Source organism: Micromonospora sp. WMMD723 (genome assembly GCF_049863385.1).
Lineage (GTDB): Bacteria > Actinomycetota > Actinomycetes > Mycobacteriales > Micromonosporaceae > Micromonospora > Micromonospora wenchangensis.
This window is the reverse complement of sequence record NZ_JBMKNR010000001.1, coordinates 5867050-5887639: the sequence shown is the minus strand read 5'-3', so window position 1 is coordinate 5887639 and position 20590 is coordinate 5867050. Positions and strand designations below refer to the sequence as shown.

22 protein-coding genes are annotated in these 20590 nt (G+C 72.9%); 6 read left to right on the top strand and 16 right to left on the bottom strand.

Annotated elements, in window-relative coordinates:
- Positions 1-193: 193 nt before the first annotated feature.
- The 10 genes from ACN261_RS25585 to ACN261_RS25540 all read right to left on the bottom strand — a co-directional run bounded on the left by ACN261_RS25585 (position 194) and on the right by ACN261_RS25540 (position 10865).
- A complete protein-coding gene (locus tag ACN261_RS25585) occupies positions 194-892 on the bottom strand; it encodes an aspartate/glutamate racemase family protein (RefSeq protein ID WP_425852566.1) in 699 nt (232 codons plus the stop codon).
- Entirely contained in the window at positions 889-2187 is a 1299-nt protein-coding gene (locus ACN261_RS25580) for an NAD(P)/FAD-dependent oxidoreductase (RefSeq protein ID WP_425852564.1), read from the bottom strand. Before ACN261_RS25580 ends, ACN261_RS25585 begins: the two co-directional genes overlap by 4 nt.
- Positions 2188-2199: 12 nt before the next feature.
- Entirely contained in the window at positions 2200-3075 is an 876-nt protein-coding gene (locus tag ACN261_RS25575) for a family 3 encapsulin nanocompartment shell protein (protein WP_363653357.1), read from the bottom strand.
- A 47-nt stretch (positions 3076-3122) separates the two neighbouring features.
- Positions 3123-3962 carry an SAM-dependent methyltransferase gene (locus tag ACN261_RS25570; protein ID WP_421482213.1) on the bottom strand — a complete coding sequence of 280 codons (840 nt, stop codon included), beginning with the start codon at positions 3960-3962 and terminating at the stop codon, positions 3123-3125.
- 45 nt (positions 3963-4007) lie between these two features.
- Positions 4008-4835, bottom strand: a complete 828-nt coding sequence (locus ACN261_RS25565) for an SDR family NAD(P)-dependent oxidoreductase (protein ID WP_421482212.1) — start codon at positions 4833-4835, stop codon at positions 4008-4010.
- 5 nt (positions 4836-4840) lie between these two features.
- Positions 4841-5797: a sulfotransferase gene (locus tag ACN261_RS25560; RefSeq protein WP_425852561.1), complete on the bottom strand. Its 957-nt coding sequence runs from the start codon at positions 5795-5797 to the stop codon at positions 4841-4843.
- Positions 5794-6966 carry an MFS transporter gene (locus ACN261_RS25555; protein WP_425852559.1) on the bottom strand — a complete coding sequence of 391 codons (1173 nt, stop codon included), beginning with the start codon at positions 6964-6966 and terminating at the stop codon, positions 5794-5796. The genes ACN261_RS25560 and ACN261_RS25555 overlap by 4 nt, the downstream gene beginning before the upstream one ends.
- Positions 6963-8324, bottom strand: a complete 1362-nt coding sequence (locus tag ACN261_RS25550) for a DegT/DnrJ/EryC1/StrS family aminotransferase (RefSeq protein WP_425852557.1) — start codon at positions 8322-8324, stop codon at positions 6963-6965. The genes ACN261_RS25555 and ACN261_RS25550 overlap by 4 nt, the downstream gene beginning before the upstream one ends.
- Positions 8325-8777: 453 nt before the next feature.
- Positions 8778-10151, bottom strand: a complete 1374-nt coding sequence (locus ACN261_RS25545; protein WP_425852555.1) for a M23 family metallopeptidase — start codon at positions 10149-10151, stop codon at positions 8778-8780.
- 120 nt (positions 10152-10271) lie between these two features.
- Positions 10272-10865: a LysE/ArgO family amino acid transporter gene (locus tag ACN261_RS25540; RefSeq protein WP_425852553.1), complete on the bottom strand. Its 594-nt coding sequence runs from the start codon at positions 10863-10865 to the stop codon at positions 10272-10274.
- 69 nt (positions 10866-10934) lie between these two features.
- Between ACN261_RS25540 and ACN261_RS25535 the strand changes: the two genes are divergently transcribed.
- Entirely contained in the window at positions 10935-11816 is an 882-nt protein-coding gene (locus tag ACN261_RS25535) for a LysR family transcriptional regulator ArgP (protein ID WP_425852551.1), read from the top strand.
- 33 nt (positions 11817-11849) lie between these two features.
- Here the strand turns inward: ACN261_RS25535 and ACN261_RS25530 are convergent, their stop codons facing one another.
- Positions 11850-12803, bottom strand: coding sequence for a GlxA family transcriptional regulator (locus ACN261_RS25530; protein ID WP_425852549.1), 954 nt, complete (start codon positions 12801-12803; stop codon positions 11850-11852).
- Between the two features lie 100 nt (positions 12804-12903).
- On the opposite strand from ACN261_RS25530, the gene ACN261_RS25525 reads away from it, so the two are divergent.
- Genes ACN261_RS25525 through ACN261_RS25515 form a run of 3 tightly spaced genes read left to right on the top strand, consistent with a single transcriptional unit; the run spans position 12904 to position 14888 of the window.
- Positions 12904-13560: a DJ-1/PfpI family protein gene (locus tag ACN261_RS25525; RefSeq protein ID WP_425852547.1), complete on the top strand. Its 657-nt coding sequence runs from the start codon at positions 12904-12906 to the stop codon at positions 13558-13560.
- 9 nt (positions 13561-13569) lie between these two features.
- Positions 13570-13902 carry a hypothetical protein gene (locus tag ACN261_RS25520; protein ID WP_425852545.1) on the top strand — a complete coding sequence of 111 codons (333 nt, stop codon included), beginning with the start codon at positions 13570-13572 and terminating at the stop codon, positions 13900-13902.
- A 38-nt stretch (positions 13903-13940) separates the two neighbouring features.
- Complete coding sequence (locus tag ACN261_RS25515; RefSeq protein ID WP_425852543.1) at positions 13941-14888, top strand: hypothetical protein; 948 nt, start codon at positions 13941-13943, stop codon at positions 14886-14888.
- Between the two features lie 188 nt (positions 14889-15076).
- On the opposite strand, the gene ACN261_RS25510 is transcribed toward ACN261_RS25515, so the two are convergent.
- The 4 genes from ACN261_RS25510 to ACN261_RS25495 are packed head-to-tail and all read right to left on the bottom strand — an operon-like array spanning position 15077 to position 17571.
- A complete protein-coding gene (locus ACN261_RS25510) occupies positions 15077-15550 on the bottom strand; it encodes a hypothetical protein (RefSeq protein WP_425852541.1) in 474 nt (157 codons plus the stop codon).
- Between the two features lie 14 nt (positions 15551-15564).
- Positions 15565-16866 carry a WXG100 family type VII secretion target gene (locus ACN261_RS25505; RefSeq protein ID WP_425852539.1) on the bottom strand — a complete coding sequence of 434 codons (1302 nt, stop codon included), beginning with the start codon at positions 16864-16866 and terminating at the stop codon, positions 15565-15567.
- Positions 16863-17183 carry a type VII secretion target gene (locus tag ACN261_RS25500; protein ID WP_425852537.1) on the bottom strand — a complete coding sequence of 107 codons (321 nt, stop codon included), beginning with the start codon at positions 17181-17183 and terminating at the stop codon, positions 16863-16865. The genes ACN261_RS25505 and ACN261_RS25500 overlap by 4 nt, the downstream gene beginning before the upstream one ends.
- Positions 17170-17571: a YbaB/EbfC family DNA-binding protein gene (locus ACN261_RS25495; protein WP_425852535.1), complete on the bottom strand. Its 402-nt coding sequence runs from the start codon at positions 17569-17571 to the stop codon at positions 17170-17172. Before ACN261_RS25495 ends, ACN261_RS25500 begins: the two co-directional genes overlap by 14 nt.
- A 285-nt stretch (positions 17572-17856) precedes the next feature.
- Between ACN261_RS25495 and ACN261_RS25490 the strand changes: the two genes are divergently transcribed.
- Both ACN261_RS25490 and ACN261_RS25485 read left to right on the top strand, forming a co-directional pair.
- A complete protein-coding gene (locus tag ACN261_RS25490; protein WP_425852533.1) occupies positions 17857-18498 on the top strand; it encodes a hypothetical protein in 642 nt (213 codons plus the stop codon).
- A 155-nt stretch (positions 18499-18653) separates the two neighbouring features.
- The gene (locus tag ACN261_RS25485) at positions 18654-20120 is read left to right on the top strand and encodes an SDR family NAD(P)-dependent oxidoreductase (protein ID WP_421482182.1); all 1467 of its coding nucleotides are present in this window, start codon (positions 18654-18656) and stop codon (positions 20118-20120) included.
- 41 nt (positions 20121-20161) lie between these two features.
- Here the strand turns inward: ACN261_RS25485 and ACN261_RS25480 are convergent, their stop codons facing one another.
- A complete protein-coding gene (locus ACN261_RS25480) occupies positions 20162-20530 on the bottom strand; it encodes a hypothetical protein (RefSeq protein WP_425852531.1) in 369 nt (122 codons plus the stop codon).
- Positions 20531-20590 lie beyond the last annotated feature (60 nt).

Sequence of the window (20590 nt, the reverse complement as noted above, 5' to 3'; positions counted from 1 at the left end):
CCGGCCGGAAACTCGTGACAATGGCGGAGTTTGAAATCGTGAATACCGCATCACCTGCGGCTCGGCCCGGACGCCGGTCCCGCACGCACGACCGCCGTGCGCCGGGCGGTCTGCGGGGAGCCCCCATGAAAAGACCGCCGGCCGGCCGGGTCCACGACGGACCCGACCGGCCGGCGGTACGGGGAAGTACGGGCTAGCGGCGTTCGGCGTACGGGCGCCGGGCCAGACCGGCGTGCACCATCGTGGTCAGGGTGACGATGTCGTAGACCGGCACCCCGAGCCGGGCCTGGACCAGATGCGCGAACGGCACCAGGTCGGTGCACTCGATGACCACCGCCCCCAGGTCCGGCCCGGCCAGGACGTCCGCCCGGGCCACCACCTCGGCGGCCAACCGGTCGACGTCGAGGGCGTCGCGCCGACCCTCCAGCATGACCTCACGGAACTCCGGCGCGTCGGCCATCCCGGCGACCCGGATCGGCACGTCCTGCGCGCCGACCGCGGCCAGGTGCCGGCGGGTCAGCGCCGCCGCGTCGGCGGTCAGCACCCCGACCGTCCGGCCCGGACCGAGCATCCGGTGCACCATCGGCAACTGGAGCAGGCTCGACGAGTGCAGCGGCACGTCCACGGCGGCGGCCAGCTCCGCCTGGAACAGCACCAGGAAACCGCATGCCCCGGTGATCGCGGCGACCCCGGCACCCTGCAGGTCCCGGGCGGCCGTGACGAACGGCGTGAGCAGGGTCGGATCGGCCTCGCGGACCAGCCGCTGCGGGGTGGCCCCCTCGACGACCCGGTACACCACCGGGAAGTCGAACGTCGCCGGGTTGCGGATGTGGCCGGGGATCTTGTCGAAGCTGGTCTGTAGACAGAGCACCCCGATCGTGGGGGTGCTCACCGGTGCCCCCGCCGGTGCCGGTCCACCGCGAACGTCGCCAGTGGCACGTCCGGCTCCGCGCCGGTGACGAGCTGGGCGAGCAGCCGCCCACCGGCCGGGGCGAGCCCCATCCCGATGTGCCCGTGCCCGGTCGCGACGCTGACGTTGCGGTACGACCCGAGCCGGCCGATCAGCGGCAGGCTGTCCGGGGTGCACGGCCGCAGCCCGCTCCACACCTGCACCCGGCCCCCGGTGTCGCACCCCGGCAGGTACGACCGCACGGTGCGCCGGATGCCGTCCACCCGGCGCGGGGACACGCTGGTGTCCAGACCGGTCAACTCCAGCGTCCCGGCCAGACGTATCCGGTCGCCCAACGGCATGACGGCCACCTTCCCCTCACTGAGCAGCACCGGCAGGGTCGGGGTGGCGGGGCCGGCGTCGACGGTCACCGCGTACCCCTTGGCGGGTTGCAGCAGCAGGCCGACGCCCAACTGCCTGGCGCACGCCGCCGACCACACCCCGGCGGCGAGCACCACCTCACCGGGGCGCAGGTCGCCCCGGCTGGTACGGACGGCGCGGACCCGACGGTTCACGGTGTCGAAGCCGCGTACCTCGGTGTCGGTGAGGATCTCCACCCCGGACGCCCGCAACAGCCGGGCGAACGCGACCAGGAACGCCGGGATGCGTAGCGCGGCGCCCTCCTCGTTGAGCAGCGCCCCGGCGACGGCGAACTCGACGCCCGGTTGCAGCCGGGCCAGCTCCGCCCGGTCCACGGTGCGCAGCGGCACCCCCCGGGCCACCGCCGCCGGCACCGACGCCCGCGCCTGCGCGTACCCCTGCGGCGTACGGCAGGCCAGCAGCATGCCGCGGGCGGTGAGGGTGCCGGCCAGGTCGTCGTGTGCGCAGACCTCCCGCAGGATGGCCAGGCTGCGCTGCTTGAGGTCGAGCAGCACCTCGAAGCCGGCGCGGGCCTGCCGCTGCGTGCAGTTCCGGCGGAAGTGCCACAGCCAGGCCAGCAGCTCCCGGTCGAGCCGGGGCCGGACGTGGAACGGGCTGTCCGGGTGAAGCATCCAGCGCAGCCCCTTCGCCGGCACCCCCGGCTCCGCCAGCGGAGCGGCCCCCTGGGTGCCGACGAAACCGGTGTTGCCCGACGAGCAGGCGGCCGGGTCGCCGACCTCGCCCCGGTCCACCACCGTCACGCTCAGCCCGGCCCGGCGCAGGAACCAGGCGCAGAACAGCCCGGCCACGCCCGCGCCGACGACCAGGACGTCGGGGTCGGACCGTGCGGGTACGTCCGGCGCGGGCGTCGTCGCCATGTCGGGCCCCCGCTACAGGGTGACGACGAAGAAACAGGTGGGCAGGTTGACCACGACCCGCTCCCAGATCTCGGCGCACAACGCCCGCCCCGGTTCGGCGAAGGTGCCGGGCGGCGGCTCGGCGAACCGGATGGTCGACCGGCCGGCGTCGAACAGCACCGCGCCGTGGCCGAAGTCGCCGACGATCGCGGTGCCCGGGTCGACCAGCCGGGTCCGGACGATGAAGACGCCGTTGTCCTCCACGTCGCGCATCAGGTGCCCCTCGCCGAGCAGCCGGTAGTAGTCGGCGGGGTTGATGATCAACCCGTCGGCGGTGCTGCCCATCTGCTCCACCTCGTTGCAGGCGGCCAGGATGGTCGACGTGAACGGCGCGGGGTCGGTGAGCCGGCCGAGCTGCGGCATGTTCAGCAGCCCGCCCTCGCCACGCAGGATGGTGTGGTTCTCGGCGGTGGCCAGCCGCACCACCAGGCGGTAGTCGATGAACTGGGCGAAACCCACCGGGTCGGCCCACAGCTCGTCGGGCACCTGCACCCAGGCCCGGGTGGTCAGCAGCTCCGGGATGGGGGAGCGGTGGAAGTGGTTGGCGGCCTCCCGGCGCAGGTCCGCCCCGTCCACCACCGGGTCGCCGGGGCGCGGTGGGCTCTCGTGCCAGTAGAACTCCTGCGGCTCCCGGGACAGGTCCACCACCTTCAGCATGTTCCGCGACGGGTAGCGGGGCTTGCGCCGGGAGCTGGTCAGCGAGTCGGTGATGGTGACGTCGTAGTCGACGCTGGTGTCGAAACCGTCCTTGGCGAACGCCTCGACGAACAACCCGCCTGGCGACATCTGGGTCCTGCGTTCGGCGACGACCTCGGCGATCGTCCGCTTGACGGCGTCGGTGCGCTGCATGACTGCCCTCCTGGTCCTGAAGCTGGTACGCGGGTCGGTGCGGCCGGTCAGGCCGGCTTGCGGGCGACGAACATGCCCCAGCCGAACTCGCCCCGGTCGATCGCCGCCTGGATCTCGTCGCAGGAGGCGGCGAAGCCGAGGATCCACCGCCGGGCCGCCTCGTCGTCGCTCGCGGCGGCCCGCTGCCGGGCGGTCTCCCCGAGCACCCGGTACGTCTGCCGGATGTGCGTGTCGAGGCTGCGGGCGACGGTCACCTCGAACCCGGCCGCCGTCAACGCCTCCCGGTAGCCGTCGAGGGAGTAGCCGCTGCTCCACCGCACCCGGTCGTAGACGTGCCGGCGGGCCGCCGCGCCGACCTCGGCGACGGGTTGCAGGAAGTCGGTGACGGCCAGCGTCCCGCCGGGGGTGAGCACCCGGAACATCTCCGCGTGGCTGCGCGCCTTGTCCGGCACCAGGAACAGCGCGTCCTGGCTGACCACGTGGGTGAAGCTGCCGTCGGCGTACGGCATGGCGGTGGCCGAGCCGTGCCGGAAGGCGACCGGTAGGCCACCCCCGCGTTCGGCCAGTTTGGTCTGGGCGAAGCGGACCCGTTCGATGCTCAGGTCCAGCCCCTCGCCCCGGCAGCCGGTGTGCCCGGCCAGCCGCAGCAGGAAGTTGCCGCAGCCGCAGCCGACGTCCAGCACCGTCGAGGACGCGTCGATGCCGGCCTCGGCGGCGAGGATGTCCGACGTCCGGTCGGCCGCCGCCGGGTAGTCGGTGTCGTCGGCGTCGGCGAAGTAGCCGGTGTGCAGCACCCCCTCGCTGTCCCAGAAGCTGAGGTACGTCTGGGTGGTCTGGTCGAAGAACTCGGAGACGTCCCGTTCGGTGAACTGGCTGGTCGTGGACATGCGGCACTCCTTCGTGCGCGGGCGGGCGGGGGTGTGGGGGTGGGGTCAGGAGTAGGTGTCCCGGCCGACGCCGGTCAGGTGGGGCAGCTCCGGGCCGGTCGCGGCGGCCCCGCCGTCGATCAGGTGCACCCCGGCGGTGACGAAGGAGGCCCGCTCGCTGGCCAGGAAGGCGGCCACCGCGGCCACCTCGTCCGGCCGGGCCAGCCGGCCCACCGCGCTGTGGTGGCCCATCGCCGCCAGTTGGTCCTCCACGTCGCCGTCGGCGGCGAGCCGGGCGGCGGCGCGTTCCATCGGCGGGGTCCGCACCCCGCCCGGGGCGAGCACGTTGACGGTGATGCCGTCGCGGCCCACGTCGACGGCGAGGCCCTGGGCGAACCGGACCAGCGCCGCCCGGGTGACCCCGGAGAGCACCAGCGGCCCGATCGGCACGCAGGCGGTCTCGGAGGCGACGAAGAGCAGTCGTCCCCAGCCGGCGGCCCGCAGGTGCGGCAGTGCCGCCGTGGCCAGCGCCACCGCCGGCAGCAGCACCCGGTCCACGGCGGCCCGGTAGTCGTCGACGGCGAAGCCGCTGGCGGTGCCGACCGGCGGGCTGCCGCCCCCGGCCACCAGTACGTGCACCCCGCCCAGGTCGGCGGCGACCGCGTCGACCCAGTCGCGGGCCGCGTCGGGGTCGGTGAGGTCGACGCTGGTGGCGCTGACCCGACCGGTCGCCACCTGCGCCACCTCCCGTTGTGCGGCGGCCAGCCGCTGCGGGTCGCGTCCGCAGATCGCCACCTGGGCGCCCTCGGCGGCGAACTCCTTCGCGCAGGCCAACCCGATGCCGCTGGTGCCGCCCGCGACCAGGGCGACCCGCCCCTTCAGCCCGAGATCCACGCCCGTTACCTCCCGTTGTCCGATGTGCTGCCGACCGTCGCCGGGGCGGGGCCGGGGGAGCGGTAGCCGTAGCGGCCGAACAGCGGCCAGGCCAGCGCCGTCGCGGCCCACCGCCGGCGGGGCGACAGGGTGCGTCGCCAGCCGTCGTCGGAGTCCCGGATGAGCGTCGGTCCGGTGCGGAACCGGTCCGGGTTGCCGGTGACCGTGTGGTTGGTGTGCAGGTGCACGGTGCGCCCGCGCACCGGGTTGCCGGCCGGGTCGGCGGCGCAGAACCGCAGCAGCGCGTCGACGGTGCCGGCCGGGTCGGCGGTGAACTGCTCGTAACGCAGGAACATCGACCGGTCCGGGTACCGGCGGGTGATCGCGGCGGCGGCCCGGTTGAAACCGTGCCAGTAGCCGGTGCTGCGGGCGGCGGACATCGCGTAGACGTACTGCTTCGGCTCCCGCCACGAGTGCGCCACCGCCCGGGGGTCGCGGACCAGGTGCACGTAGTACGGCCGGATGCCGGGCAGGTGCGCCAGCAGCGCCGCCTCACCGGGGATCTTCGTGGTGTCCACGATCACCCGCGCCCCGGTCCGGTCGGCGATGCCGTGGTAGACCCGGCCCATCAGGTCGGCGTGCGCGCGGATCTCGTCGTCGTGCAGGCCGCGCCGCAGCACCCGCCAGGTGTGCCGGGTGCGCACCCGGGACCACTGCCGCCGGATCACCGCCTCGGCGTGCGCGTCCGGGGAGGTCCCTGCGGGCCGGCCGATCGGCAGCACCGTCGACCAGATCGGGCAGCCGGTCAACGCCTCGCCGCAGCCGCACCGGTCGTTGACCCCCCGGCCGGTGGCGTTCTTCCACAGGAAGTGCAGCTCACCGACGTGGAAGAAGCCGGGCACCTCGTTGAGGACGTTGCCGATGATGGTGCTGCCGTTGCGGCACCAGCCGGTGATGCACAGGACGGTCAACGGCTCGCTCATCCGGCGGGTACCTCCGTGGGTGTGGTGGGGCGGCCGATGCGTACCGCCAGGGCCGCCGCGACCAGCGCGCAGGCCGCGCCGACGACGAAGACCGCCGGGTAGCCGAAGCCGGCGGCGACCAGGCCGGTGACCGGCCCCCACACCGCGAGCCCCAGGTCCCAGAACGAGGTGTACGCGCCGATCGCCGCGCCCTGCCGGGCCGGATCGGTCCGGTCCATCACCATCAGCGCCAGCGACGGGTGCAGCAGCGAGAAGCCGACCCCCATGACCACGCTGCCGGCCACGGCGACCGGCAGGTTCGGGGCGACGGCGACGACGGCCAGCCCGACCGCCTCACCGACCCCGCACCAGGCGGCCACCCGACGCGGCCCGAGCCGGTCGGGCAGGTGCCCGATGACCAGCCGGGTGCCGGCGTAGACGGCGCTGAAGCAGCTCAGCACCACCACCCCGTGCCCGATGTCGCGGGCGTCGAGGTGCAGCACCACGAACGCGGCGAGCCCGGCGTAACCGGCCGCCCCGAGGGTCAGCGCGACCCCGGGCAGCAGCGCCGGGCGCAGCAGCAGGCCACCGCCACCGCCGGTCGGGGCGGTCCGGGGCGGCGTCGGCACCACGGCGACCAGCCCGGCGGCGAGAAGCGGCGCGGCGGCGCTGAGCACCCACACCGCGGTGAAGGAGACCTGTTGCAGGGTCGCGCCGAGGAACGTGCCGGCGGAGATGCCGCCCCACATGCTCACCCCGTACAGGCCGATGAGCTGGCCGCGCCGGTGGTGCGGGGCCAGCGCGACCGTCCACACCGCACCGGCGGTGAACAGGGCGGCCTCACCGGCCCCGAGCAGCAGCCGCACGGCGACCAGCGCGGGCACGCCCAACGGCAGCAGGTAGAGCAGGCCCCCGGCGCCGACGACCAGCGCCCCGGTCAGCATCACCGTGCGGTGGCCGTACCGGTCGGCCAGCGCGCCGGCGACCGGGCGGACCAGCAGCGCGGTCACCGCCGTCACGGTGACCACCAGGCCGACGGTGAAGTCCCCGGCGTCGTGCCGGTCGCGCAGGAACGCCGGGAGCACCGGGATGACCGCGGTGAGCCCCAGGTAGCCGGCGAAGAGACCACCGAAGATGCCCACCATCGCCAGCCGGGGGACGGCGGTGTCCCGGGTCGGGGCGGTGGTCATGCCCGCACCGGCTCCACCCCGACGGCCGCCGGGAGCGACCCGTCCGGTGCCGCGTCGCCGGGTGTCCCCGCCGCGGCGGCGACCTTGCGGACCGCGCGGATCAGCTGGTCGCAGTCGTCGGGGGTCAGACTGGACGACAGCGGCACGTCGACCGTCTCGGCGAGCAGCCGGGCGGTGCGCGGCAGGGTGGCCCGGATCCGGGCCGGGTCGCGGTCGTCGTACATGAACCGCCAGTTCCAGAAGGCCCGCACGTTGAGGTCGTCGTCCGCGCCGATGTTGCGGGCGTCGATGCCCTCGGCGCGCAGGGCGCGGGTGAACCAGCCCGCGTCGCCGCCGGGCACCCGGAACACGAACGCCTCACCGAGGTACGCCCCGGGCGCGACCGGGTTGCGGATCGCGATCCCCGGCAGATCGGCCAGCGCGCCGCTGACCTGGGCGTAGTTGCGGTGGAACAGGGCCAGTCGCTGCGGCAGCCGGGTCAGTTCGGCGCGCAGCAGGGCGGCCCGGATCTCGTCCATCCGCAGGCTGAGCAGGGGCAGGTCCAGCCCGTCGACGGGCGGTTCGGTGCCGGGGAAGTGCCGCCGCAGCCGCCCCTCGTACGCCCCGGACAGCGCCACCGCCCGACCGAACAGGGTGCTGTCGTCGGTGACCAGGAAGCCGCCCTCGCCGCAGTTGAGCGCCTTGTCGGACTGGGTGCTGAACGCCCCGGCCACGCCGAACGTGCCGAGCTTGCGGCCGTGCAGTTCGGCGCCGAGCGCGGGCACCGCGTCCTCGATCAGCGGTACGCCCATCTCGGCGGCGAAGGCGGCCAGCGCGGCGACGTCGGCGGCGAAACCGCGCATGTGCACCACGAGGATCGCCTTGATCTCCGGTCGCCAGCGGCGGCGCAGGTCGTCGAGGTCCATCCGCAGGTCGTCGTCCACCTCGACCAGGAATGGTCGGCACCCGGCCAGCACAATGGCGCTCGGGGTGGCCACGAAAGTGAATCCCGGGCAGGCCACCAATGAACCGGGCGGAACGGCGGCACCCATGATCGCCAGGGCGAGCGCGGCGGTGCCACTGGATACGGCGAGGGCGTGCCGGGTACCGAAATAACGGCACAGTTCCGCCTCGAACTGCCCGCACTCCGTTTCCGCCTCGGTGCGATGGTCGTAACGGAAGTAGAGGTGGCTGCGGATAGCGCGTATCGCCGCTTCCTCATCGTCGGCGCAGACGTGTACCGCGCCTTTGTCGTAGGTGGGCCAGGGAGCGTGGCGGATCGGTGCGCCACCGTGCAGTGCAAGCTGTTCGTGCAGCTCAGCGCCGTGTGAAGCCGGCCGGGGCCGGCTCGGCGCGGGATCTTCGTCGTTCCCGTTCACCGGTGTGCTCCTGACTGCCTGCGGCAGTTTTCCCGACTGGGTCGACAGGGAATTGCGCACGGGGCATCCGCCTCGCGGGCAACCGCGTCGAAACGCCGGAACAACTACCAGATCCGACATGTGCGCGGGCCGGGAATCCGGTGAACAACATGATTGCCCTCGGGCTGCGGGTCGTCAACCATGTGCCGGGAATGATCGCAGACTTAACAAGCGTTGAGGCCAGTCGGCGGTGACCGTGGTGGCGCACAGTGACCATTACGAATGGCTGATGTCGGGCATTCCGCCGGGTCGCAACGCCCCGGCCTGCCGGTATGCGCCGTCGGTGGGGACCGGGCCTCCTACCGTGCGTGCGGGGCCGGTGCCCGACGCGCGCGGCGCCTGGCCGAGGCGCGGCGTGGCCCGGGTGCCGCCGACGGGTGGCACCCGGGCCGATGAGCCTGCCGGAGGGGACGTTCAGACGGTGTAGAGGACCTTCACGCCGGTGACGGTGGTCGCCGAGACGGCGGTGCCCCGGACGTTGGAGTTGAGGTTGCGCCAGCCGTTGTTGCTGGCCGCCTCGTGCACTAGGCCGCCGACCACGGTGTAGATGATCTTCACGCCGTTGAAGCTGATCGCGGCGAGGGCGTCGGGGCTGACCCCGGAGATGCCGGAGTTGAGGTTGCGCCAGCCGTTGATGCTGTTCGCCTCGTGCACCCAGCCGCCGACGACCGTGTAGATGTACTTGACGCCGTCCATGCTGATCACGGCGAGGGCGTTGTCGCTGACGCCGGAGATGCCGGTCCACAGGTTGCGCCAGCCGTTGTTGCTGGCCGCCTCGTGCACCAGGCCGCCGACCACGGTGTAGATGATCTTCACGCCGTTGTGGTTGATGGCGGCCAGGGCGTTGGGGCTGACCCCGGAGATGCCGGTGTTCAGGTTCTTCCAGCCGTTGGCGCTGGACGCCTCGTGCACCCAGCCGCCGACCACGGTGTAGATGTACTTCACGCCGCCCACGTTGATCACGGCGAGGGCGTTGTTGCTGACCCCGGAGATGCCGGTCCACAGGTTGCGCCAGCCGGTGTCGCTGGACGCCTCGTACACCAGGCCGTTGTTGACCGTGTAGAGCAGCTTGTTGGTGCCCATGACCATGGCCGCGGTGGCCGAGCCGGTGATGCTGTTGACCGGCAGCATCTGCCAGCCGCTGTGGCTGCCCGACTCGTACACCTGGCGGTTGGCGGCCTGGCTGCAGTTCTGGCTGGTCATGTTCCGGGCCGGCGAGGTGGGGCCGGAGATGTAGAGCGGGCCGGTGGACGGGCTGCCGTCGGAGGTGATGCCGGAGGTCACCCCGTTGAAGTACGACTCGGTCTTGACGCCGTCGCGTACCTGCTCGTAGTGCAGGTGCGGGCCGGTGGAGTTGCCGGTGCTGCCGACCCGGCCGAGCTGCTGGCCGGTCGACACCCCCTGGCCGGCGGCGACCATCGGCGTCTCAATCATGTGCAGGTAGAGCGTCCGCCACCCGCCGCCGTGTTCGATGATCACGTGCCAGCCGCCGCCGCTGCCCCAGCCGGCGAAGGAGACGGTGCCGCTGGCGGAGGCGAGGATCGGCCGGCCGTTGCTGGCCCCGCCGGTGAAGGTCAGGTCGATGTCGTAGTCGTCGTGACCGTAGTAGGTGGCCATCCGCCACGTCTCGCCGCAGGGCACCGGCATCTGGAAGTTCGGCCGGGGGCCGGCGGCCTGGGCCGGGGTGGTCACGACGGCGGCAGCGCCCGCGAGCGCGAGCACCGCGACGCCGGCGGTCGCGAGCGTCAGTCGGGCGGCGGTGCGGAGCCGGGCGAGTGGACCCGTCATGCGCGGTTCCCTCCAAAGTGGATCACTGGTTGAAGGATGTCGATCCTACGGTCCCGAGGTCCGCCCGGAGGGCCCGCGCCGGTGGCGGATCAGCAGAGGGGTGCCCCTGCCGGCCGCCGTTCAGCCGGTGGCGACCGAGACGGCGACGGCCATCATGATCACGGCGATCGTCCCGTCGACGGCCCGCCACGCCGCCGGACGGGCGAGCAGCGGCCCCAGCCGGCGGGCGCCGAGGCCCAAGCCGGTGAACCAGGCCAGGCTCGCCGCCACCGCGCCGGCACCGAACGCCCACCGGTTCGGGTCCTGGTGGGCGACCGTGCCGAGCAGCAGCACCGTGTCGAGGTAGACGTGCGGGTTGAGGAACGTGAACGCCAGACAGGCCAGCAGCGTCGCCCGCAACGTGGCCGCAGGGCGGTCCAACGGGCTGAGGGCTGCGGGGCGCAGGGCGCGGCGGGCGGCCAGCAGCGCGTACCCGAGCAGGAACGCGACGCCGCCCCAGCGGACGGCGACCAGGACGGCCGGCGTCGCGGTCAGCGCGGCCCCCAGGCCGGCGATGCCGGCGGTCATCAGGGTGGCGTCGGCGGCCACGCAGATCGCCACCACCGGCAGCACGTGCTCCCGGCGCAGCCCCTGGCGCAGCACGAAGGCGTTCTGCGCCCCGATGGCGACGATCAGCGCGAGGGAGAAGCCGAAACCGGCGAGCACGGAACCCATGACGGCCACGCTAGGACGGCGGCCTCCTGCACTCCAGCTAAAGATTCTGCACGGCCGTTAGAATCGCTTATGCCGCTCGACCCGGTCCAGCTCGCGACGTTCCAGGCCGTCATCACCCACGGCAGCTTCGATGCCGCCGCACGGGCGATGAACGTCACGCCGTCGGCGGTCAGCCAGCGCATCAAGGCCCTCGAACAGGCCGTCGGGCAGGTGCTCGTCCGCCGGACCCGGCCGTGCGTGCCGACCGCCGCCGGTGCCCCGCTGGTCCGCCTCGGCGGGCAGGTGGCGCTGCTGGAACAGGAGGCCCTCGACGCGGCGCGCGGCACGCTGGGCGACCCCACCCGCACCCGGGTCGCCGTCGTGGTCAACGCCGACTCCCTCGCCGGCTGGTTCCTGCCCGCCCTGACCGCCGTGCCCGACGTGCTGGTCGACCTGCACACCGACGACGAGGGGCACACCGCGCGGCTGCTGCGCGACGGGACCGTGATGGCGGCGGTCACCACCGAACGCGTCGCCGTGCAGGGCTGCCGGGTGCTGCGCCTCGGCGCGATGCGCTACCTCGCCGTCGCCGCACCCGCCCTGCACGCCGCATGCTTCGCCGACCGCGACCCCGCCACCGTGTTCCCGACCGCGACGATGATCCGCTTCGACCGCAAGGACACCCTGCAACACCGCTTCGCCCGTACGCTCACCCGCCGCGACGTCGACCCGCCGACGCACTTCGTGCCGGGGACGGCCGCCTTCACCGAGGCGGTCCGGCTCGGCCTCGGCTGGGGCCTGCTCCCCGAAACCGTCGCCCGCCCCGACCTCGCGGCCGGCCGCCTCGTCGAACCGGCCCCCGGCCGGCACCTCGACGTGCCGCTGTACTGGCAGTACTGGCGACTGGAGTCGACGGCGCTGGCGGCGCTGACGGCGGCGGTCCGGGCCGCCGCGAGCACCGCACTGCGCTGACGGTGAGCGGGGCGGACCCCGCCGGGACTCCGCTCAGCCGGTCGCCCGTCCGGCGACGAAGGTCCTGCGGTACACCTGCGGCGACACTCCACTGAGCCGCTTGAACTGGACCCGGAAGTGCGCCGGTGAGGCGAAACCGACGAGGTGGGCGATCCGGTCGACGCCGTGGTCGGTGCGTTCCAGCAGCTCCTGCGCCCGGCGGACACGTACGGCGGCGATCCACTGCATCGGGGTACGGCCGGTCTCCTCGTGGAAACGGCGGTTGAGCGTACGCACGCTGAGCCCGGCCCGGGCGGCCACGTCGGTCAGGGTCAACCGCTCGTCCGCGTGCGACTCCCACCATTGCAGGACCGGGCCGAGACCCACCCCGGCGGGGTCCACGCCGGGACGCACGATGAACTGCGCCTGCCCGCCGTCGCGGTGCAGCGGGGCCACGGCCTGCCGGGACGCGTCGGCGGCGACCGCCGCCCCGTGGTCCCGGCGGACCAGGTGCAGGCACATGTCCACGCCCGCGGTCGCCCCGGCGGAGGTGACGAACTGGCCGGTGTCGACGTACAGCACCTCCGGGTCCACCCGGACGGCCGGGTACGTCACCTGCAACAGTTCGGCGGCGGCCCAGTGCGTGGTGGCCCGCCGGCCGTCGAGCAACCCGGCGGCGGCCAGGGTGAACGCGCCCACGCAGATCGAGGCGATCCGGACGCCGGCGGCGGCAGCCGCCCGCAACGCGTCCAACACCGCGCCGGGCACCGGCACGGTCGGGTCGTAGCGGCCGGGCACGATGACGGTGTCGGCGTCGGCGAGCGCGTCGAGGCCGTGGTCGACGGCCAGCCGCAGCGGGCCGGCGTCGACGACCGGCCCGCTGCCGCAGACCAGCACCCGGTAGCCGGCCCGGCCGCCCGGCAACCGCACCCGGCCCAGCACCTCGATCGGGGTGGCCAGGTCGAACGCGATCGTGCCCGGGAGCGCCAGGACCAGCACGGTGTGCACGGTGGCACCTCCCGGAAGCGACGACCTACGGCAAGAAACAGTCGGACGATGGCAATCCTGCCACTGGCCGGGTCGGGCGGCGAGGCCGAGGATCGGTGGCATGTTGGTACAGATCGTGTTGTTCGACGGGTTCGACCCGCTCGACGTCATCGCGCCCTTCGAGGTCCTCGCCGCCGGCGGCGACACCGTCGGGGGCGCACTGACGCTGGAACTCGTCTCGGCGCAGGGTCCGAGGGAGGTGGTCAGCGGCACCCGGGGTCTGACGCTGCGGGCGACCGCGCCGCTGGACCCGACCCGGCCGGGCTACGTCGTGGTGCCCGGTGCCAGCGGTCCGAGCACCGGCGACCCCGACGAGGGCGTGGTGACCATCCCCGTGCTGCTGGCCCGGTTCGCCGACTCGGCGGCCGTACCGCTGCTGCGCGCCGCCCTCGACAACCCCGACGTGACCGTGGCGGCCGTCTGCGGCGGGTCGCTCGCCCTGGCCATGGCCGGCCTGATCGAGGGCCGCCACGCGGTGACCCACCACCTCGGCATGGACGTGCTCGACGCCACCGGCGTACACGCGGTGCCGGCGCGGGTCGTCGACGACGGCGACCTCGTCACCGCGGGCGGCGTCACCTCCGGCCTGGACCTCGGGCTGCACATCCTGGAACGGGAGTTCGGCCCCCGGGTTGCGCACGCCGTGGAAACCCTCTTCGAGTACGAGCGACGCGGCACCGTGTGGCGTGCCGCCGGCCACCTTCCCGTCCCGGTCTGAGGAGCAACAGTGGCACATCCCGTCATCGGCACCTGGGACGTCAGCCTGAAGACCCCCATCGGCACGCTCCGCGCCACCTACGTCTTCCACGACACCGGCGGGACGCCCACCGGCACCGCGTCGACGGCGGCGGAGACCGTGGCGCTGGCGGCGGTGACCTGCGCCGACGCCCGCGTGACCTGGCGACAGTCGGTGACCCGGCCGATGCGCCTGCACCTCGACTTCGACGTGGTGGTGGACGGCGACACCCTGGCCGGTCACTCCCGGGCGGGGCGGCTGCCCCGTACCGTGGTCACCGGCACCCGCCGCCCCTCCGGCCAGGTCACCCCACCCGCCCGGTAGGTGTCGATCCTGTCGGCAGCGTGAGGAAGGATCGGGGTATGCAGAGCTTCCTGACCCCGGAGCAGATCGCCGACCGGACCCGGCGTGCGGTCGACGCGGCCGTCCACGCCGGACGCGCACGGGGACTCGACGTGACCGACCCCCGCGTGCTCTACGAGGCCTTCTCCGTGGTCGTGCACCTCGCGCCGTCGCCGGTCGTGGCCCGGGTGCCCACGGTCCTGCCCGCCTACGCGGACCTCGACAGTGTGGCCGGTCGGCAGCGGGCGGAACTGGACGTGACGGGATGGCTCACCGAGCGGGGCGTGCCGGTCATCCCGCCCAGCCCGCTCGTGCCCCGCGAACCCGTCCGGCACGACGGCTTCTCGATGACGTTCTGGCAGCTGATCGAGCTGGCGCCGGCCGGGGAACCCGACTACGTGGCGAACTGCGGCCTCGTACCCGAACTGCACGCCGCGCTGCGTGACTATCCGGGTGAGTTGTCGTTCCTGTCCGCCGCCGAACCGCAGTTCGTCGAGGACGGCCTCGTCGCGCTCGACGGCCAGCCCGAGCTGATCGACCCGGCGGACCTGGACCGTGCCCGCCGCGAATGGCAGGTGCTGGCACCACTCGTACGCTCCCGCGAACTGTTCGAGAAGACGTTCCCCGGGGTCGACCTCCAACCCGTCCACGGCGACTCCCCGGTCGTGAACATGGTCGCCGGGGTGGACGGGTACCGCTACGCCGACTTCGAGATGGTGACGCTGGGGCCCGTCGAGTGGGACGTCGTCGGCGTCGGTCCGGAGGGGGAAGCCGCCTACCGGAGTGCGGCGCAGCTTCGGGACATGCGGGACCTCGACGAGGGGGTACTGCGCTTCGTGACGGCGGTCGGGATGCTGCGGGGCGTCGCCTGTCTCGCCCTGACCCCCCAGTTGCCGATGCTGGCGGACGCCCTCGGCGGCATGCTCGACCAGTGGCGGTCGATGCCGTTCGCCGGAGGACTCGGGTAGCGGATGGCGACGATCCCCGGCGCGTTCGTCCTCCCTCCGCCATCACGGACTCCGTGAACAAGACGGTTGGGCGGTGCTTTTTTGCTGTCGCGCGAGGGATCTCGCACCCATCTGTGCTTGCTCGTGATTCTCGATGCGGGGAGTCGAGGCGGTCGTCGGCCGGCTCTCGGGGCGTCCCACCTTGGGAGTCAGGCGTGCGGCTTGGCGAGATAGTCGCTCCAGGCGGCATAGTCATCAGCGTCAGGTGAGGTGCCAGGAGGGAACCACGTGAGCCCCAGAGTGGGGTTCCAGGCCGCCACGAGAGTGTCGAGCCCCGCCACCAGCACTGCCGGCCACAGCCGCGCGGTCGTGAGTTGCTCAAATGCGCGGCGCGCTTCCTTCATCTGGATGTCGCGGTTTCGCCCGGTGTACGCGAAATCCCAGAGAACCTCATAGCCATCCAGGAGGGATTGCTCCTCGGGGATCTCCGATGGGTACGCGAGATAGTTGCGAGCGATCTCACCCCCCACTTCCTTGGTTGGGTCGGTCTGAGCGGAGCGGCTGAGGTAGATGCCGTTGTTGTGGTCAGTCGAAACTGTCATGCCGATCGCAGATGCGATATGGGCGGCGGCGACTTCAGGCGGGTCTTGAGTATGGATGAAAAAGTGTTCCAGTGTCGACATTTTTGCACCAATGACTATTCAGGGAAACTGATGGTTCGGTTGTCGCCGAGCACGATAAGAACCTGATCGGGCAAGAGGCTGCCATGCTGTCGGTGTTGCCCGAGCGCCCGTGAGATGCCTCTTCGCGCGTCCTCCTCGGTCAGTCCGACTGTGCGTCCGTCAATGATCAGGTTACCCCCGTCCGTTTGTGCCACCTGTTTGCCTGCGGCCAAGATGTTGCGGCGTACTGCTTCACTGCTGGCTCTGTCCAGGGTCTTGAACTCCGTCACCACGCCGGGATCTGTTGGGCTCGATCGGATCATAGCGTCGGGATTCTTGCTTCCATGAACGTCATCTATCCGTTCCCTGGGATGAACCATGTTGCCCTGTTCGGCGATCCGGTCAGCGATATCTCGTTCCTTTGGGTCGAACAGGCCACGTGGATCCTCGACACCAGCCCGGAAGGCTGATCCGAGAGACCCCTTCTGACTACCCGGATCGAAGGCAGGGCCATGCCCGTGTTCCGGCCGGGGCGGACCCTTCTCCGTCGGCAACGGCTCCTTGTTCCGAGAACCACCGTCACGTAGCCGGCCCAGCGCCTGCTTGAGGGCATCGATGAGGTCGCCGAGGCGGCGTAGTTCCGGCAGCAACCGCCGCAGGCTGGCCAGCAACCCGCGCAGCAGCCGGGCGATCCGCGCCGCCCACGAGCCCACCAGCGTGGTCACCTGCTCCACCACCCACGGCGTGGCGAGCCCTCCGGTGGCGAGCAGTTCGCCCGCGTACACGATGAGGCGGGAGACGCAGGCGGCGATGGCGTCGCGGACGAGGAGCCGGACGGCGGCGACGAGGCCGGCGGCGGCCTCGGTGGCGGTGGCGAGGGTGTCCGCGCCCTCGGCGAGACCGGTGATCGCCCGGTGCTGCTCGGTGGCCCAGGCCCGGTAGGCGCTGCCGGCGCTGCCGCCCCAACCGGTGACCTCGGTGCGCACCGCCTGGGTCAGTTCGGCGGCGTCCCGCCGGAGGGCTGCGGCGACGTTGCGCCAGGTCTGGGCGTGGGCGGTGATCTGTGCGGGGTCGCCGGCGAGCCAGTCCAGGGCCTCGCTGAGCGGCCTGACGTGTTCGATGAGCCAGGCGATGCCGTACTGGAGCAGCGCACCGACCGGGTCGGAGACCAGCGCGAGGGCGTCCAGGCCGGCACTGACCACGCCGAGGCTGCCGTCGATCCAGCTGCCGGTGCGCACACCCTGGGCGATGAGTTCGATGTCCTCGCAGATCCAGATCCCGGCCCACGCGCTGGGGCCGGCGTCCGACGCGGTGGCGACCAGCGGGTTGCCGGTCACCGGCCGTCCCGTATCCGGTCGAGGTGTCGGGCGGCGCGGGTGTCGGCGGCCCGGTAGCCCGCGGCGCTGGACCGCAGCTTCGCGGCGGTGTCACGGACCGATCCGGCGGCGGTGCCGACGCCGTCGACCAGGATCTGCTGCAGGCCACCGAGCAGCGCCGGCATGATCGCGCAGAGTTGCCCGTACGCGTCGGCGTCGAGCTGGACGTGTCGGCCGGCCCTGCCGGCGGTGTCGAGGCTGTCGGCGCAGCGGTCGAGGTGGGCGGCGTGCCGGTTCAGGTCGTCCGGGTCGACCCGGAGGCCGTCACCGGCGGGCATCCGGCGTGCCCGGCCCGGCGTCGAGTCGCCGCCGGTGGGACTCGATGATCGCCCGGGTGGCCGGGTCGTCGACGCCGAGGGCCCGGGTGGTGGCCTCGGTGAGCTGCCGCAGCAGGTCGGTGCGGGCGGCCCGGGTGGTCGCCATGATCTGGCGGGCGGTGTGGGCGGCAGAGTGCTGCCGGGTCTGCTCGTCGAGCCGCAGGTCGACCAGCAGGCCGGTGGAGTCGACGGTGACCTCGATGGTGCGGTCGGAGCTGCGGGCGGTGCCGGTCAACGCCTGCGCGTCGGCGGACAGGGCCCGTGCCCGTTCCGCCTGCCCGACGAGCGACGACTCCCACTCGTCGAGCCGGCGTGCTGCGGCGTCCAGTGCCGACTCGTCCGCCCACATCCGACCCTCCCCAGGGGACAGTGGCCCCGACGTCACCTCGCCCGGTGGCGTCGGCCCGCCGTGGTCGACCGACCCGACGTCACCGACACGGTAGCAACCGGTTACGCGCGGCAGTGTCCCGTCGGGTCTGGCCTGGCGGCCGGCGGTGCCGCTGTCCGTTCCTCGACGCTCCCCGATCAGGGTCGGGGGTTGCCGGGCGGCCCCCGAGCGTCCATTATGCTCACAGCGCGTACTGGCAACGATGCCCTCGGTAGTCGCGCACCCTGTGAGTGAAGGGAATCCCGCGTGAACTGGATCGCCCGGACGGGCCTGCCGCTGCGGCGGCGGGGCCCGGGAACGACCACCCCCCTGCGTGCCGTCCTGGCCGCCCTCGCCGTCCTAGTCGCGGGGGTGGCCGCCACGTTCACCGTCGCCACGCCGGCCAGCGCCGCGACCACGACGATCTGCAAGAGTTCCCCGATCCCCGCCGGCTACGTGATCGTGGCGGAGGGGTCGTCGGCGTCCTGCCCGTACAGCTTCCCGAACACCTGGACCATCACCACGCCGTCGACCACCTCGACCACCGTCGTGTGCAAGGTCTCCACCATCCCGCCCGGCTACGTGATCCTGGCGGAGGGGTCGTCCGCGTCCTGCCCGTACAGCTTCCCGAACACGTGGACCATCAAGATCCCGCTGACCGGCTCGGCGAGCGTGATGTGCAAGGCGTCCACCCTGCCGTCCGGCTTCGTGATCGTCGCGCAGGGCTCGTCGGCGTCCTGTCCCTACAGCTTCCCCAACACCTGGACCATCACCACCCCGTCCACCACGGGCATCACCGTCATCTGCTCGGCCTCGCCGATCCCCGCCGGTTATGTCGTGGTCGGCACCGGCTCGTCGGCGTCCTGCCCGTACAGCTTCCCGAACACCAAGAGCATCAGGCTGCCCTGACGGGCGGGCTCGGGCTGCGGCTCCGGACGGGGGCCGTGGCCCGGCTCACCGCCGACGCCGAGCCCCGCGCGTCGCGCCGGCCCGGCCCGGGTGCGTAGAGTTCCCGGGTCGGGCCGGCGGTCGGCCCCGGACGCGAGGGCGGGACGATAGCGGACATGACGGTGGACAACGTCGGACAACCGGTTCCCGACGCCGGCACCCCCGGCGTCGACCAGGGCGACCTGGCGGCCGCGCTGCGGGTCTTCGCGGCGCTGGAGTCGCTGCCCAGCGACCACCCGGACGTGGTACGGGTGCAGCGCGCCACCGCCCGGCTGTTCAAGATGGTGAAGCAACGGCGACGCGAGGAGCGGCGGGACGCCGTCCTGGCGCACGACCGGGCCGTGACGGCCGCCACCGCCACCGGCGCCCCGGGGCGGATCGACGACGAGACCAAGGGCATCCCGCTGGCCTCACCCACCGCCGGGGACACCGCCGGAACGCTGATCAACCCGCGCGGCTGCTACATCTGCAAGACCCGGTACCGCCAGGTGGACGCGTTCTACCACCAGCTCTGCCCCGACTGCGCCACGCTCAACCGGGAACGCCGCGACGCCCGGTGCGACCTCACCGGGCGGCGGGCCCTGCTCACCGGGGGCCGCGCCAAGATCGGCATGTACATCGCGCTGCGCCTGCTGCGCGACGGCGCGCACACCACGATCACCACCCGGTTCCCGCACGACGCGGTCCGCCGGTTCACCGCCATGCCCGACAGCGCCGACTGGCTGCACCGGCTGCGCGTGGTCGGCATCGACCTGCGCGATCCCGCCCAGGTGGTGGCGCTCGCCGACTCGGTCGCCGCGCAGGGCCCGCTGGACATCCTGATCAACAACGCCGCGCAGACCGTACGCCGCACCCCCGGCGCGTACGCCCACCTGGTCGCCGCCGAGTCGGCGGCGCTGCCCGAGGGGCCGCTGCCGGAGCTGCTCACCTTCACCGGCGGCCGGGGCGTCACCCTGGCGCTGCCCGAGGGCACCCTGCCGACGCCCACCATCGCCCCGCACGCCCTCACCGCGCTGGCGTTGACCGGCCGGTCCGCCACGCCGGAGCGGATCGCCGCCGCCACCGCCGTCGACGCCGGTGGGCTCGCCCCCGACCTCGGGGACACCAACAGCTGGGTGCAGCGGGTGCACGAGGTCGACCCGGTCGAGCTGCTCGAGGTGCAGCTGTGCAACGTGACCGCCCCGTTCGTACTGGTCAGTCGGCTCCGGCCGGCGTTGGCCGCCGCACCCACCGGGCGGGCGTACGTGGTGAACGTGTCGGCGATGGAGGGGCAGTTCGCCCGGGGTTACAAGGGGGCGGGGCACCCGCACACCAACATGGCGAAGGCGGCGCTGAACATGCTCACCCGCACCAGCGCCGAGGACATGCGCGCCGACGGCATCCTGATGACCAGCGTCGACACCGGGTGGATCACCGACGAGCGCCCGCACCCGACGAAGATGCGTCTGGCCGACGAGGGGTTCCACGCCCCGCTGGACCTGGTCGACGGGGCCGCCCGGGTGTACGACCCGATCGTGCGTGGCGAGCGGGGCGAGGAACTGTACGGCTGCTTCCTGAAGGACTACGCGCCCTGCGCCTGGTGAACGGCGCGGGGCAACCCCGGCCCGGGAGACGATCGGCGGAGTCAGGCCACCCGGGGGACCGGCAGCATGCCCCGGTGGGCGGTGCCCGAGATGTCGCCGGTCTGGTCGACGGCCGGTGATCGCGGCGCGACCGGGGCCGCGTCGAACGGGCCCGCTGGCCCGCGGGCGGGCGGGACGGCCGGCAGCACCGTGGTCGGGGTGGACGACGCCTCGATCTCGGCCAGCACGGCGCGCAGCCGGGACACGTCGTCGAGGGCCATCCGGAACGACCCCCGGCAGGTCGTTCCGCTCCACAGGGACAGCACCACCGCTGCCCGCTCCGGGTGGTAGCTGACCCGCATCGTCCGGTCGTCGCCCCGCGTGTCGGTGAACAGGTCACCGAAGCTGGGCATCGGCAGTACCTCTCCCATCCGTCCAGCATGCCCGAGCCGACGGCGACCGGGAAGCCCCGACGGATCACGGGCAATCGG